This window comes from Thermolongibacillus altinsuensis, from assembly GCF_004341205.1.
Taxonomy (GTDB): domain Bacteria; phylum Bacillota; class Bacilli; order Bacillales; family Anoxybacillaceae; genus Thermolongibacillus; species Thermolongibacillus altinsuensis.
The window spans coordinates 1-14,962 of the sequence record NZ_SLUL01000027.1 but is presented as its reverse complement, the minus strand read 5'-3'; the positions used below and the strand labels follow the sequence as shown (position 1 = coordinate 14,962).

The window sequence follows — 14,962 nt, the reverse complement described above, 5'->3', positions numbered from 1 at the left end:
ACACACCCGTTCCCATCCCGAACACGGAAGTTAAGCTCTCCAGCGCCGATGGTAGTTGGGGCCAGGGCCCCTGCGAGAGTAGGACGTTGCCGGGCAAAAAGGCCAAGACTGGATCAACCAATCTTGGCCTTTTTTGCTTTTTGTTAATCAAATTTCTTTTACTAATTTTTTTATCAAATACTTATGCAATAAAAACGGCACTTTTTCCTCTGTTACAGATAAAAACTTCACAACAAAAGGATAAGCATCACTGGAGTAACTATGAAGTAAATCATTCCACCATTCTGTTTCATAGCGACAAATCATGCTTAAATTGTACAATAATAAATAATGTGCAATGATTTCATGGTCTGGAAAAGAATTTGTTCTCTCTATCGAACATACATAGCAGTTTTTTTCAATGTTAAACATGAATGGCTCATCGATCAATTGACTTATCTTTTCTTCTGGAGAGAAAGAGAAGATAATAAATGCTTCTTTTTTATTTGATGTATGTTGTAGAAAAGGAAATTTTTTAACGATTAATTCGACCCATCTCTCTACTGTAAGATGGTATTTGTCTAAAATTTGAATAGGAATAAGCAGTTGCTTTTCTAATTCGTTATAAATGATTTCTATGGAAAGAGGATGATTAAAATATAAAAGAAAAAGGTCATGCAATTCACAAATTTTTTTGAGCAGCTCCTTCATTTGAAACTTTTCCCCATGTATATGTTTCACATGAAACATTTTTTCAGAAAAATAAGTAAATAGCCCGTGTTTTTGAATTTTCACTTCATCTTCAAAGAAATCATAATTTTGTTTTTTTCTCTTTCTTGTCGATACCCCATGTGCTAAAACAGATGTAGACTCTGGATAATCAGGATTGACAGCAAGCAAACAAGCTTTCAAAAGTTGAACCATTCCATAGAACAATAAAACAGGTTTGACCGCTAAAGGAGCTGAGTGGGCGGTTTTATAAAAACTTTCTCCATGTTCTAAGTAATAAATCAATGCATAACTATTCTCATAGCTTTTCTTCTCTGCATCTGTTCTCCCTTGTTCTATATAATGATCGTACAATAATTTTTGAACAAAATTAGATGAGTGGAAAGCCCCCCAAATGTTTTTTCTATTCATAAAAAACTCCTCCTATACGAGTTTTTAAATAAAATTGATTGAATAGTCTAACATTTACATGTTTTATTGACAGTCGTTTTTTAAGTTGATACTCTACTAATTAATATTTCCAAACGAGGGGGAAAAAAGATGTGGGAAACGAAATTTGTTAAAGAAGGCTTAACATTTGATGATGTCCTTCTTATTCCTGCAAAATCTGAGGTATTGCCTCGCGATGTTGATTTGCGTGTCGAGTTAAGCGATACGCTCAAATTAAACATTCCGATCATTAGCGCGGGAATGGATACTGTAACGGAAGCAGAAATGGCCATCGCCATGGCTAGACAAGGCGGTCTAGGAATCATTCATAAAAACATGTCCATTGAACAACAAGCAGAGCAAGTAGATAAAGTGAAACGCTCCGAGAGCGGGGTCATTACAGATCCATTCTTTTTAACCCCAGAACATCAAGTATACGATGCTGAACATTTAATGAGTAAATACCGCATTTCTGGTGTTCCGATCGTTAACAATCCACAAGAACAAAAGCTAGTTGGAATTATTACAAACCGTGATTTACGTTTTATTCAAGATTACTCCATTAAAATTTCTGATGTGATGACGAAAGAAAATTTAATTACTGCGCCTGTTGGAACGACACTGGATGAGGCGGAAAAGATTTTGCAGAAGTATAAAATAGAGAAGCTTCCACTTGTTGATGAAAACGGTGTTCTAAAAGGGCTCATTACGATTAAAGATATCGAAAAAGTTATTGAATTTCCGAATGCAGCTAAAGATGCAAAAGGTCGACTTTTAGTCGGAGCGGCTGTTGGAGTTACATCTGATACGATGCTTCGTGTGAAAAAGCTTGTCGAGGCGAATGTAGATGTCATTGTCGTTGATACAGCCCATGGTCATTCAAAAGGTGTCCTTGATACGGTTCGAAAAATTCGTCAAGAATACCCTGATTTAAATATTATCGCTGGAAATGTCGCGACAGCTGAGGGGACGCGCGACCTAATTGAGGCGGGAGCGAACATTGTAAAAGTCGGAATTGGCCCTGGTTCAATCTGTACGACAAGGGTTGTCGCCGGAGTGGGTGTTCCACAAATTACAGCTATTTATGATTGTGCGACAGAGGCTCGAAAATACGGTGTTCCGATTATCGCAGATGGCGGCATTAAATATTCTGGAGACATTGTAAAAGCACTAGCTGCAGGTGGTCATGCGGTCATGCTTGGCAACTTGCTTGCTGGTGTATCCGAAAGTCCTGGAGAAACAGAGATTTATCAAGGACGACGCTTTAAAGTATATCGTGGAATGGGTTCAGTCGGGGCGATGGAAAAAGGTAGTAAAGATCGTTATTTCCAAGAAGATAATAAAAAGTTTGTCCCAGAAGGAATTGAAGGAAGAGTTCCTTACAAAGGTCCTCTTGCTGATACGATTTATCAACTAGTCGGCGGTTTGCGTGCAGGCATGGGATATTGTGGAACGAAAAATTTAGAAGAACTTCGCGAAAAAGCTCAATTTATTCGCATGACGGGAGCGGGATTACGTGAAAGCCATCCGCACGATGTGCAAATTACGAAAGAAGCTCCAAATTACTCGTTTTTATAATCCTACTAAAGACAGAGGTGGAAGATTCCTCTGTCTATTTTTTTTGACAAGAATATGTTAAAATAACGTTTACGTAAAATAGGAGTTGGAGGGTTTGAAGTGAAAACATCTGTGTATAAGAGCTTTATCGTAAGTCTCTTAACTGTTTTCTTATTATCATCTGTTTTACCATTCCGCGCAGAAGCGGAAGAAAATGCGTTAAATATCGAAGCAGATGCAGCGATATTAGTAGAAGCCGAAACAGGAAGAATTCTATATCAGAAAAATATTGACAAAGTTTTAGGTATTGCAAGCATGACGAAAATGATGACGGAATACCTTCTTTTAGAAGCCGTTCACGAAGGACGAGTAAAATGGGATCAAGAATATACCGTAAGCGACTATGTGTATAAAATTTCACAAAATCGAAATTTGTCTAACGTTCCATTACGAAAAGATGGAAAATATACAGTAAGAGAACTTTATGAAGCGATGGCTATTTACTCTGCAAACGCTGCGACTGTTGCGATCGCGGAGATTGTCGCAGGATCGGAAGCCAATTTCGTTAAAATGATGAACGAAAAAGCAGAAGAATTAGGTTTAAAAGATTACAAATTTGTTAACGCAACAGGATTAAATAATAAAGATTTGCAAGGGCTTCATCCTGAGGGAAGCGGAGAAAACGATGAAAATGTCATGTCTGCCCGTGCGGTTGCTAAATTAGCTTATCATTTATATCACAAATTCCCGGAAATTCTCGAAACTGCTAGTATTCCGAAAAAGGTTTTCCGTGAAGGAACAGATGACGAAATTCAAATGGATAACTGGAACTGGATGCTTCCTGGTCTCGTTTATGCTTATGAAGGAGTAGATGGCATTAAAACGGGATATACCGAATTTGCTGGGTACTGTTTTACAGGAACAGCGGAGCGGGACGGCATTCGTTTTATCACGGTTGTGATGAATGCGAAAACAGACGGAAAACCTTCTTACAAGGCTCGTTTTGAAGAAACGAGAAAGCTATTAGATTATGGTTTTAGCAACTATACGTTAAAAGAATTATATCCTTCTGGCTATCAATTGAAAGGAAAGTCGACTGTACCAGTAGAGAAAGGAAAAGAAAAATTTGTGTCGATTCAAACGAAAAAACCTCTCTCTTTAGTTGTCAAACGAGGAGAGGAAAAAAATTATAAACCAGTCTATGTCATTGAACAAAAAAAATTAACAGCTCCAGTGAAAAAAGGCCAGAAAGTTGGTTACATGACCGTTAAGTATGAAGGGGAAAACGACTACGGATACTTAACAAAAGAAGGAGAAAAAGCCGTTCGGGTTGATTTAGTCACGGCTCAAAAGGTTGAAAAAGCCAATTGGTTTGTGTTAACAATGAGAGCCATTGGCGGATTGTTTAGCGATTTGTGGAGTGGCGTTTCAGGAACGGTAAAAGATTTATTTTAAAAGCTCTCTTTCTTGAGAGCTTTTAAAAATTTTTTGTTGTGATTTTTTGAAAAATTGAGTTAAAATTAAAAAATGTAGTTTATGTTTATATGTGCAAATCCTTTTTTAAGCACATGAACATATGTTAGAATATGGATAGTACTGGGGTTTGTGTTTGTGCAGAATTTATAGTTGTAGGGCAAGCTGTTTTTCAGTACAATAATCACAATAACTATATACATAATGGGAGGAATTATCGGTGGCAATTACAGGTACTGAGCGTGTAAAACGCGGAATGGCGGAAATGCAAAAAGGTGGCGTCATCATGGACGTTGTCAATGCGGAACAGGCAAAAATCGCTGAAGCAGCAGGTGCTGTTGCTGTTATGGCGTTGGAGCGTGTTCCAGCGGATATTCGTGCAGCTGGTGGCGTAGCGCGTATGGCTGATCCAACTGTCATTGAAGAAGTAATGAAAGCTGTATCGATTCCAGTTATGGCAAAGGCGCGCATTGGGCACTATGTAGAAGCGCGCGTGTTAGAAGCTTTAGGTGTTGACTATATCGATGAGAGTGAAGTGTTAACACCTGCTGATGAAGAGTTCCATATCGACAAACGTCAATTTACAGTTCCGTTCGTATGCGGTTGCCGTGATTTAGGTGAAGCAGCTCGCCGAATCGCTGAAGGAGCTTCTATGCTTCGTACAAAAGGTGAACCAGGAACAGGAAACATCGTCGAAGCTGTGCGTCATATGCGTAAGGTTAATGCTCAAGTTCGTAAAGTTGTGAGCATGAGTGAAGATGAATTGATGACAGAAGCAAAAAATCTAGGTGCACCGTTTGAAGTATTGTTAGAGATTAAACGTTTAGGTCGTCTTCCAGTTGTTAACTTTGCAGCAGGTGGAATTGCAACGCCAGCTGATGCGGCATTGATGATGCATTTAGGTGCAGATGGTGTATTTGTTGGTTCAGGAATTTTCAAATCAGAAAATCCAGAGAAATATGCACGTGCGATTGTTGAAGCAACAGCTCATTACGAAGATTATGAATTGATTGCTCATTTATCTAAAGGATTAGGCGGAGCGATGAAAGGAATTGACATTTCTTCGTTATTGCCTGAACAGCGTATGCAAGAACGCGGATGGTAATTAAAAGGAGTTAGGAGATATGGTAAAAATCGGGGTTTTAGGATTACAAGGAGCTGTACGTGAACACGTTCGTTCAATTGAAGCGTGTGGTGAGGAAGCAGTTGTCGTCAAAAAAGTAGAGCAATTAGAAGAAGTGGATGGACTTATTATCCCTGGTGGGGAAAGTACAACGATTCGTCGGTTGATGGACAAGTACGGGTTTATGGAACCATTAAAGCAATTTGCTGCCGAAGGAAAGCCGATGTTCGGTACTTGTGCCGGCCTCATTATTTTGGCGAAGAAAATTGTTGGATATGAGGAAGCTCACCTTGGATTAATGGATATTACCGTCGAGCGAAATTCGTTCGGACGTCAGCGCGAAAGTTTCGAAGCGGAGTTATCCATTCAAGGAATTGCTGATCGTTTCGTTGGCGTATTCATTCGTGCTCCACATATTGTTGAAGTAGGGGACGATGTAGAAGTTTTAGCGAAACATGAAGATCGGATTGTCGCTGCAAGACAAGGGCAATTTTTAGGGTGTTCATTCCATCCGGAATTGACGGACGATCATCGTGTGACACAGTACTTCATCGATATGGTCAAGGAAGCAAAAGGAATAAAGTGATTGCATTTTGCACAAACTTGTAGTAAATTATTCTCACCAAAAATTTTATGACAGCCAAAGCGATGAAAGGAACTAGTAGCAAGACCCTTTCCTTTCAGAGAGTCGGTGGATGGTGCAAACCGATAGGAAAGACTTGTGAATCCATCCTTGAGTAAAATGCTGAACGCAGCAAGCAAGTAGGCATTTTCGGTGCGAACCGTTATCTTCATTGAGCGGAAGACGATCGTCTTCAATTAGGGTGGCAACGCGGGATCACTCTCGTCCCTTGTCTTGGGGCGAGAGTTTTTATTTTTATAAAAAGGAGGAAAAGTGATGTTAGACTTAAAATTTTTACGTGCTAATTTTCAAGAAGTCAAGGAGAAATTAAAGTATCGCGGTGAAGATTTGACGGATTTTGAACGTTTTGAAGAATTGGATCGTCGTCGCCGTGAATTGATTGCGCAAACGGAAGAATTAAAAAATAAGCGCAACGAAGTATCACAGCAAATTGCCGTTTTAAAACGTGAGAAAAAAGAAGCTGATCATTTGATTGCTGAAATGCGCGAAGTTGGGGAACGGATTAAAGGTTTAGATGACGAATTACGTCAAGTTGAAGAGCAATTAGAGACGCTACTATTATCAATTCCAAATATTCCTCACGAATCTGTACCAGTTGGTCAATCAGAGGACGATAATGTTGAAATTAGAAAATGGGGGGAACCTCGTCAATTTTCTTTTGAACCAAAACCGCACTGGGAAATTGCTGATCAACTTGGTATTTTAGATTTTGAACGGGCAGCAAAAGTTACAGGAAGCCGTTTCGTTTTTTACAAAGGGTTAGGAGCACGATTAGAAAGAGCGTTAATTAATTTTATGCTAGATTTGCATGTAGAAGAGCACGGATATGAAGAAGTGCTACCTCCTTACATTGTCAACCGAGCAAGCATGACTGGAACAGGGCAATTACCAAAGTTTGAAGAAGATGCTTTCCGAATTGAAAGTGAGGACTACTTTTTAATTCCAACGGCAGAAGTACCTGTTACGAATCTTCATCGAGATGAAATTTTATCAGCAGATGATTTGCCAATTAAATATGTAGCATACAGCGCTTGTTTCCGTTCTGAAGCAGGATCAGCAGGACGTGATACGCGAGGACTTATTCGACAACATCAATTTAACAAAGTAGAACTTGTAAAATTTGTGAAACCGGAAGATTCTTATGATGAGTTAGAAAAATTAACGAATGACGCTGAACGCGTATTGCAATTGCTTGGTCTTCCTTATCGAGTCATGAGCATGTGTACAGCCGATTTAGGATTTACTGCAGCGAAAAAATATGATATTGAAGTATGGTTGCCAAGCTATGGAACCTATCGTGAAATTTCTTCTTGCAGCAATTTTGAAGCGTTCCAAGCTCGTCGCGCAAACATTCGCTTCCGTCGTGATCCAAAATCCAAACCAGAGCATGTTCATACGTTAAACGGTTCAGGATTAGCGATCGGACGTACAGTAGCAGCTATTTTAGAAAATTATCAACAAGAGGATGGAACGGTTGTCATTCCTGAAGTGTTGCGTCCATATATGGGCGGAAAAGAAATCATCTCTTAATCAAGATTGGAAGGAAATTTTTCCTTCCAATCTTATAAAAAAATTTTTATTAAAGAATATTGACATATATAAATGAATATGATAATTTTATACGTGTCGATACGGAGGAGTACCCAAGTCTGGCTGAAGGGGTCGGTCTTGAAAACCGAGAGGCGTCGAAAGGCGCGCGGGGGTTCGAATCCCTCCTCCTCCGCCATTCTATATGTTAGTGAACCACGGCGCATAAATGGAGATTGTTTATGAAACAGTTCGTTACATATTGTAACGAATTTTTATTTTTCATAAAAAATGAGGCGACTTTTTCTGTCGCCTCATTTTTTTAACGTTTTTTAAATTTTCGATATTGCTTCAACATGTACGAAATTTTTGCGACAATCGGTTCAATCGATTGCTTGTCATTTAAAATATCATATTCATTAATATTAATGCGAAGAACTGGACAAGCGTTAAAACTGTTAATCCAACGTTCGTAACGCTCATACATTTCTTTCCAATATTCTACAGGTGTTTGCTGCTCCATCGGGCGACCACGTTCACGAATTCTTTTCAAAATCTCCTCAAAGCTTCCTTCTAGGTAAATGAGTAAATCAGGATGAGGGAAATAAGGAGTCATGACCATTGCCTCAAATAAACTTGTATACGTTTCATAATCTACTTTGGTCATTGTACCTTTTTCAAAATGCATTTTTGCGAAAATTCCTGTATCTTCATAAATGGATCGATCTTGGACGAATCCGCCACCATACTCAAAAATTCTCTTTTGTTCTTTAAATCTTTCAGCAAGAAAATAGATTTGTAAATGGAAGCTCCAACGTTTAAAATCAGCATAAAATTTATCCAAATACGGATTTGTATCAACCTTTTCAAATGATGTACGAAAATGTAGCGCATCCGCTAGCGCTTTTGTCATGGTTGATTTGCCAACTCCGACCGTTCCAGCAATCGTGATGACAGCATCGCTAGGAATATCATATTTCTCTCTTAAATTCATTGCTTTTGACTCCTTTTAAGCACAGATTCTAGTTTATTTAAAATATAAGACAAATCTTGAGAATGATGAACAAAATCTAACTGATCGCCATTAAAGCGAAGAACAGGGATATGAGGATGGGATTTCTCGAAATTTTCCATTGCTTGCTCGTAGGCAATGGAAAGTTGTTTTAAATAGTTTGGATCGATATTTTTTTCAATCTCTCTACCGCGCATTTGAATCCGTTTTAATAACGTTTCTAAGCTAGCGTGCAAATAAATAACAACGTTCGGTTCGGGCATATCTTCGGTAAGGATGCGATAAATTTGTACATATTTTTTGTATTGATTTCCTTTTAACGTTTGTTTAGCAAAAATTAAATTTTTGAAGATATGATAATCAGCGACGACCGGCTTTCCTTTTTTCAAAAAGTGTTTTTCGATGTCTTCTAATTGTTTATATCGATTACAGAGAAAAAACATCTCTGTTTGAAAGCTCCATTCCTCAATGTTTTCGTAAAATTTACCTAAGAAAGGGTTCTCGTCAACGATTTCCTTTAGCAAATGATATTGAAAGTAGTCAGCAATCGCTTTAGCAAGCGATGTTTTTCCTACGCCGATCGGCCCTTCAACAGTGATAAAGGGTACTTGGGACATTATGCGATCCTCCTTTAGGTCAAAAGCGTCCACGCAGACAGACAAATTTTATTTTAACACGAAAATAAAGAAAACACCTAGTTGTTTTAGGTGTTTTCTTTACCGTTTATGAATATTAAAATTATCTGTAAGAAGCAACCAATTTTGTGGAAAGTCAATGGCCAGTTTCCAGTAACTAATGCCTCGTATTCCTAATTCTTTGACTAAATTAAATTTTGCTTGAATCGAGCGGGCATCTTCGAACCAAACTTTATGAGCTTTTCCGTTTTCGTCTCGATAATTAAAATGTGGAGCTTGTGCCTTGGTGTCATATTCAATAGCAGCATTATATCGACTGGCGATTTGAATCGCTCGCTGCGGACTGATTGCTTTTGCGTATTCTCCGCCTGGAGTATAAGGAAGTGTCCAATCATATCCATATAAATTTTGGCCCATCATAATTTTAGACGCAGGCATTTCTGTTAAAGCGTATGTTAACACTTGTCGAACAGGACCAATCGGGGAAACAGGAAGCGGCGGTCCTCCGCTATATCCCCATTCGTATGTCATAATAACGACAAAATCGACAATCTCTCCGTGAGCGCGATAATCGTGCGCCTCATACCAGCGTCCTTTTTGTGTCGCGCTTGTTTTAGGGGCAAGGGCAGTGGATAGAAGCCATCCTTCGGGTTGGAAGCGATTTTTCGCTTTACGTAAAAAAGCATTATACGCTTCGCGATCTTCTGGCCGTAGATATTCCATATCAAAATGAATATCGCGGAAGCCATATTTTTTAGCGGTTGCGACGATATTGTCTAAAAGACGGTTTTGAATTTCTTGATTGGTTAAAACAATTCTTCCAAGTTCATCACTAAATTGATCGTTTTCGATGTTCGTTACAACCATCATCAATGTCACATTATTTGCCTGAGCAATACTTGGAAGATTATTGAGAGGGGGTTCTTTCAACGTTCCATTCCGTTGGATTTGAAAACTAAACGGTGCTAAATAGGTTAAGTAGGGGGCAACGTCTCTTACTTTTTCTTTTATTTCTTCACTAACGACGTCTCCGCGTGGCTCAACGTATCCGTTCACTTCTGCTGTTCTTTTTGGAGTTGGCGGAATGTATAGACGCAATCCGACTGATAACGGTTGAGTTGGTGAAATTCGATTCACTTGGGCCAATTGCTGCAAGGAAATATTAAATCGACGAGCGATTGACCAAAGACTATCTCCTGGTTGCACCCAATAAAAACGACCGATAATCGGGATGACAAGCGCTTGCCCAACTACTAATGCGGTTGGACTTGGAATTTCATTGACTCTTACAATTTCTTCAACAGTCGTACTATAGGCGTCTGCAATCCCTCTTAATGTCTGTCCTTGTTGTACAACATGAATTTGCATGCTTTACCTCCTATGTTGCGTTCATCCTTTATCCTATTTTATGATGAACGAGAAAAGGAAATGACAGGAGTTTATGCCGATGAGAAATGATGAGTATTACATGCGTTTAGCGATCGAAGAAGCAAAAAAAGCAGAACAAATGGGCGAAGTGCCAATTGGAGCGGTCATTGTCCAAAATGATGAAATCATTGCAAAAGCTCACAATTTGCGTGAGCGTGATCAACGGGCGATTGCCCATGCCGAGCTTTTAGCGATTGATGAAGCTTGCCAAAAACTCGGAACGTGGCGTTTAGAAAATGCTACATTATATGTCACGTTAGAACCTTGTGCCATGTGTGCGGGTGCCATTGTTCTGTCGCGTATTAAACGGGTTGTTTTCGGAGCGAGCGACCCAAAAGGCGGGTGTGCAGGAACCTTGATGAATTTGTTACAAGAAAAAAGATTTAATCATCAAGCCGAGGTAATTGGCGGAATATTAGAACGAGAATGCGGCGAATTGTTAAGCCAATTTTTTCGACAGTTAAGAGAAAAAAAGAAGCAACAAAAAAGAGGATTGCTTTCCAATTAAATGATAGGTTACATTCATTGCAATTTACATGAAAAAGAGATATACTTATATTGCGTTAGTAATAACGCATTGCCGTGCTAAGCGGGGAGGTAGCGGTGCCCTGTACTCGCAATCCGCTCTAGCGAGGCTGAATTCCTTCTTTAGGTTAGTTTGCTGTAGGGTCTGCCTGAAGTAAGTGGTGTTGACGTTTGGGTCCTGCGCAATGGGAATCCGTGAACCCTGTCAGGTCCGGAAGGAAGCAGCAGTAAGCGGACGCTCCCATGTGCCGCAGGGGTGCCTGAACCGAGCTAACTGCTTCAGTAACGCCTATGGCAGCTAATCGACAGAAGGTGCACGGCAATACATAGAGAGTGAAGAGCACTTGCTTTTTCGAGCAAGTGCTTTTTTATTATATTTTTTGATGCTATAATAGATTAGATACGATGAAAGAGGAGGGCAACTTCGTGAGTTATAAAGCTTTATATCGTGTTTTTCGACCACAACGCTTTGAAGATGTTGTCGGTCAAGAACACGTAACGAAAACGTTGCAAAATGCCCTGCTTCAAAAGAAAATTTCGCATGCTTACCTTTTTTCTGGTCCAAGAGGAACCGGAAAAACAAGCGTGGCAAAAATTTTTGCTAAAGCTGTCAACTGTGAGAATAGCCCGACTGCTGAACCGTGCAATGAATGTTCGACGTGTTTAGGAATTACCGATGGATCGCTTGCCGATGTTTTAGAAATCGATGCTGCTTCAAATAACGGGGTGGATGAAATTAGAGATATTCGCGATAAAGTAAAATTTGCGCCAAGTTCTGCTCGTTATAAAGTGTATATTATTGATGAAGTGCATATGTTATCCATTGGAGCGTTTAATGCTTTATTAAAAACGTTAGAGGAACCGCCTAAGCACGTTATTTTTATTTTGGCGACAACTGAGCCGCATAAAATTCCTTTAACGATTATTTCTCGTTGTCAACGATTTGACTTTCGAAGAATTCAACCGCAATCCATTGTAACAAGATTAAAGAAAATTGTTGAAGAGCAACATATTCGCATACAAGAAGAAGCGCTTTTAGCCATTGCGCGAGCAGCGGATGGCGGAATGCGTGATGCCTTAAGTTTGCTTGATCAAGCGATTTCCTTTAGCGAGGACGAGGTATTGCTTGAGGATGTTTTGGCGATTACAGGATCTGTCTCCCAATATAAACTTGCTCAGCTAATCAAGGCAATATATGAAAAAAATACAGCTCAAGCGCTACAGTTATTCAATGACTTAATGGATCAAGGGAAAGACCCTAATCGTCTCATCGAAGACTTAATTTATTATTATCGCGACATGCTTCTTTACAAAGCGGCTCCTCAACTTGAAGAAGTAGTGCAACGAATGGTTGTAGATGAGCAGTTTAAAGAGTTGGCTCAAGTTATTCCTGCTCCTTTTATTTATGAAACCATTGATATTTTGAATAAAAGTCAACAAGAGATGCGGTGGACGAATCATCCTCGCATTTACATGGAAGTGGCTTTGGTAAAGCTGTGCTATCAAGAACAAGATGTCAACGCTTCATCGACTATGCTTCGCTCGTTAGAGGAGAAGATTCGCCAGTTAGAGAGCGAATTGCAAAAGATAAAAGAACAAGGAACGAAAATCATTCATTCCGAGCAGGCTGAGCCTTCTAAAAAGGTAGTAAAAAGCGTGCGAAGCGATTACAAAGTACCGATCGGTCGTATTCATGAAATCCTTAGAAATGCCACTCATCAAGATTTATCGATCATTAAAAACAGTTGGTCGAATATGTTAGAATTGCTAAAGAAACAAAATAAAGTTTCTCATGCGGCCTTATTGCAGGAAAGTGAACCAGTAGCGGCAAGTTCAAGTGCGTTTGTGTTAAAATTTAAGTATGAAATTCATTGTAAAATGGTTGCTGAAAACAGCAACCATGTCAAAGAGAATTTAGAGCACGTGTTGTATGATTTAACAGGAAAGAAAATGGAAATGGTTGCTGTACCAGAAGGAGAATGGTTAAAAATTCGTGAAGATTTTATTCGGCAGCAACAAGGAAATGCACGAGAAAAGGAAGAGGCAGAAGACCCGTTTATTGCTGAGGCGAAAAAATGGTTTGGTGAAAATTTAATTGAAATCAGAGACTAAAATGAGGAGGAAACAAGAAAATGATGCGTGGAATGGGAAATATGCAAAAAATGATGAAACAAATGCAAAAAATGCAAAAGGATATGCAAAAAGCGCAAGAAGAATTAGCGCAAAAAACAGTTGAAGGAACAGCAGGCGGAGGAATGGTCACTGTTATTGCGAATGGTCACAAACAAATTTTAGAAGTGAAAATTAAAGAAGAAGTCGTAGACCCTGATGATATTGAAATGTTGCAAGATTTAGTATTAGCTGCTACAAACGATGCGCTTAAAAAAGTAGATGAGTTGACAGCCGAAACAATGGGACAATTTGCAAAAGGATTGAACATACCAGGATTGTTCTAGGAGGCTATTCGATGTATTATCCTGAACCAATATCTAAACTGATCGACAGCTTTATGAAGTTGCCAGGCATTGGACCTAAAACGGCCGTCCGTCTGGCCTTTTTTGTATTGAACATGAAGGAAGAGGTTGTATTAGATTTTGCGAAAGCATTAGTGAATGCAAAAAGAAATTTAACATATTGTTCTTCATGCGGACATATTACGGATAAAGATCCTTGTTACATCTGTGAGGATGATAAAAGAGATCGGACAACCATCTGTGTTGTTCAAGATCCGAAAGATGTCATTGCGATGGAAAAAACGAAAGAGTATAACGGACTTTACCATGTGCTTCATGGTGCGATTTCTCCGATGGAAGGAATCGGACCAGAAGATATTAAAATTGCTGAATTGCTTAAGCGATTGCAAGACGATACCATTCAAGAAGTGATTTTAGCAACAAACCCTAATATTGAAGGGGAAGCAACTGCCATGTATATTTCTAGGCTCATTAAGCCAACGGGAGTTAAAATTACGAGAATTGCCCACGGTTTGCCGGTAGGGGGCGATCTTGAATATGCGGATGAAGTAACATTATCAAAGGCGCTTGAAGGAAGAAGGGAATTATAATGTTTTGGCGACGAAAAGGGTGGCTTCGTAAAGAATTTAATCAAAAATTGATTGAACAGCTTCAACAATATCGGGATGAATGGATGAAACAAAAATATTTAATTGAAAAAAGCGTGGAGCCATCAGAGAAAGTGCTGTTTGATTTAAAAGTAGCGGAAGCAAAGTATTTTTTTCTCTTAAGGGAAGCGAAGAAAAGAAAATTATCGTTAGGGAAGGATTGAAATTTCCTTCCCGTTTTTTATGTATAGGCTTGTCATACGTATTTGGTAAAAGTCATATATTTTTATTAAAAATACTACATTGAAGGAGAGAAGGCGATGACCTCAACCATTGTAATTTTATCGATTATTGGATTGATTATACTAATCCTATTGATCGGAGTGCCTTTGAGGTTTACACGCTTTATTGGCGAGGGGATTGTTCGATTGATTATAGGAGCTTTATTCATTTTCTTAATCAATATCGTTGGAAATTCAATTGGTTTGCATATTCCTATCAATATGATCACAGCAAGCATTACAGGTTTTCTTGGTATTCCGGGAATCATTGCTTTATTGCTTGTTCAAAAATATATTATTTTTTAAAAACGGTAAAACCGTTTATTTTTTTGTTGACTTATAATAAGTTATGTGATAAATTAAAAAGCGTCGTTGTTGATTAGATTAATAAAAAAATATGTTGACAATGTATTAGACTTTATGTAAGATATAACTTGTGCTTGATGTTCCTTGAAAACTGAACAAAACAGCAAGCGTCAAGATCTAGCTAGTGAGAAAACTTTCTATGGAGAGTTTGATCCTGGCTCAGGACGAACGCTGGCGGCGTGCCTAATACATGC

General features: G+C 38.9%; 15 protein-coding genes, 1 tRNA gene, 1 rRNA gene, 1 other RNA gene and 1 other annotated feature. Of the genes, 14 read left to right on the top strand and 4 right to left on the bottom strand.

Translation table 11 applies throughout. The annotated features are described in order from the left end of the window. A 5S ribosomal RNA gene (rrf, locus tag EDD69_RS14855) occupies positions 1-95 on the top strand; the annotation flags it as partial. Between the two features lie 52 nt (positions 96-147). Here rrf and EDD69_RS14850 read toward each other — a convergent pair. Next, positions 148-1,119 carry a YaaC family protein gene (locus tag EDD69_RS14850; protein ID WP_132949677.1) on the bottom strand — a complete coding sequence of 324 codons (972 nt, stop codon included), beginning with the start codon at positions 1,117-1,119 and terminating at the stop codon, positions 148-150. 129 nt (positions 1,120-1,248) lie between these two features. Between EDD69_RS14850 and guaB the strand changes: the two genes are divergently transcribed. The 6 genes from guaB (at position 1,249) to EDD69_RS14820 (ending at position 7,659) form a co-directional block, all read left to right on the top strand. Next, positions 1,249-2,715: an IMP dehydrogenase gene (guaB, locus tag EDD69_RS14845; protein WP_132949676.1), complete on the top strand. Its 1,467-nt coding sequence runs from the start codon at positions 1,249-1,251 to the stop codon at positions 2,713-2,715. A gap of 99 nt (positions 2,716-2,814) precedes the next feature. Beyond that, positions 2,815-4,149: a serine hydrolase gene (locus EDD69_RS14840; RefSeq protein WP_132949675.1), complete on the top strand. Its 1,335-nt coding sequence runs from the start codon at positions 2,815-2,817 to the stop codon at positions 4,147-4,149. 238 nt (positions 4,150-4,387) lie between these two features. Beyond that, a complete protein-coding gene (gene pdxS / locus EDD69_RS14835) occupies positions 4,388-5,272 on the top strand; it encodes a pyridoxal 5'-phosphate synthase lyase subunit PdxS (protein WP_132949674.1) in 885 nt (294 codons plus the stop codon). Positions 5,273-5,291: 19 nt separating this feature from the next. Continuing rightward, complete coding sequence (gene pdxT, locus EDD69_RS14830; protein WP_132949673.1) at positions 5,292-5,876, top strand: pyridoxal 5'-phosphate synthase glutaminase subunit PdxT; 585 nt, start codon at positions 5,292-5,294, stop codon at positions 5,874-5,876. A 53-nt stretch (positions 5,877-5,929) separates the two neighbouring features. Next, positions 5,930-6,145, top strand: a binding site (T-box leader). A 43-nt stretch (positions 6,146-6,188) separates the two neighbouring features. Then, positions 6,189-7,463 (top strand): serine--tRNA ligase, encoded by a 1,275-nt coding sequence (gene serS, locus EDD69_RS14825; RefSeq protein WP_132949672.1) that lies wholly within the window; start codon positions 6,189-6,191, stop codon positions 7,461-7,463. Positions 7,464-7,566: 103 nt separating this feature from the next. Further along, positions 7,567-7,659: transfer RNA gene (locus EDD69_RS14820), tRNA-Ser, on the top strand. Between the two features lie 123 nt (positions 7,660-7,782). Here EDD69_RS14820 and EDD69_RS14815 read toward each other — a convergent pair. From EDD69_RS14815 to EDD69_RS14805, 3 genes are all read right to left on the bottom strand, one after another. Further along, complete coding sequence (locus tag EDD69_RS14815; RefSeq protein ID WP_132949671.1) at positions 7,783-8,454, bottom strand: deoxynucleoside kinase; 672 nt, start codon at positions 8,452-8,454, stop codon at positions 7,783-7,785. Beyond that, positions 8,451-9,089, bottom strand: coding sequence for a deoxynucleoside kinase (locus EDD69_RS14810; protein WP_132949670.1), 639 nt, complete (start codon positions 9,087-9,089; stop codon positions 8,451-8,453). Before EDD69_RS14810 ends, EDD69_RS14815 begins: the two co-directional genes overlap by 4 nt. A 99-nt stretch (positions 9,090-9,188) precedes the next feature. Beyond that, on the bottom strand, positions 9,189-10,475 hold the full coding sequence (locus EDD69_RS14805) for a glycoside hydrolase family 18 protein (protein ID WP_132949669.1): 1,287 nt from the start codon (positions 10,473-10,475) through the stop codon (positions 9,189-9,191). A gap of 79 nt (positions 10,476-10,554) precedes the next feature. On the opposite strand from EDD69_RS14805, the gene tadA reads away from it, so the two are divergent. From tadA to EDD69_RS14770, 7 genes are all read left to right on the top strand, one after another. Continuing rightward, complete coding sequence (gene tadA / locus EDD69_RS14800; RefSeq protein WP_132949668.1) at positions 10,555-11,043, top strand: tRNA adenosine(34) deaminase TadA; 489 nt, start codon at positions 10,555-10,557, stop codon at positions 11,041-11,043. A 72-nt stretch (positions 11,044-11,115) separates the two neighbouring features. Next, an RNA gene (ffs, locus tag EDD69_RS14795) (signal recognition particle sRNA large type) lies at positions 11,116-11,380 on the top strand. 106 nt (positions 11,381-11,486) lie between these two features. Next, positions 11,487-13,172: a DNA polymerase III subunit gamma/tau gene (gene dnaX, locus EDD69_RS14790; RefSeq protein WP_132949667.1), complete on the top strand. Its 1,686-nt coding sequence runs from the start codon at positions 11,487-11,489 to the stop codon at positions 13,170-13,172. A gap of 20 nt (positions 13,173-13,192) precedes the next feature. Continuing rightward, positions 13,193-13,516, top strand: a complete 324-nt coding sequence (locus EDD69_RS14785; RefSeq protein WP_132949666.1) for a YbaB/EbfC family nucleoid-associated protein — start codon at positions 13,193-13,195, stop codon at positions 13,514-13,516. 11 nt (positions 13,517-13,527) lie between these two features. Continuing rightward, positions 13,528-14,124: a recombination mediator RecR gene (recR, locus tag EDD69_RS14780; RefSeq protein WP_132949665.1), complete on the top strand. Its 597-nt coding sequence runs from the start codon at positions 13,528-13,530 to the stop codon at positions 14,122-14,124. Next, positions 14,124-14,345 (top strand): YaaL family protein, encoded by a 222-nt coding sequence (locus EDD69_RS14775; protein WP_132949664.1) that lies wholly within the window; start codon positions 14,124-14,126, stop codon positions 14,343-14,345. The genes recR and EDD69_RS14775 overlap by 1 nt, the downstream gene beginning before the upstream one ends. 96 nt (positions 14,346-14,441) lie before the next feature. Continuing rightward, positions 14,442-14,708, top strand: a complete 267-nt coding sequence (locus EDD69_RS14770; protein ID WP_132949663.1) for a pro-sigmaK processing inhibitor BofA family protein — start codon at positions 14,442-14,444, stop codon at positions 14,706-14,708. Positions 14,709-14,962: the final 254 nt, after the last annotated feature.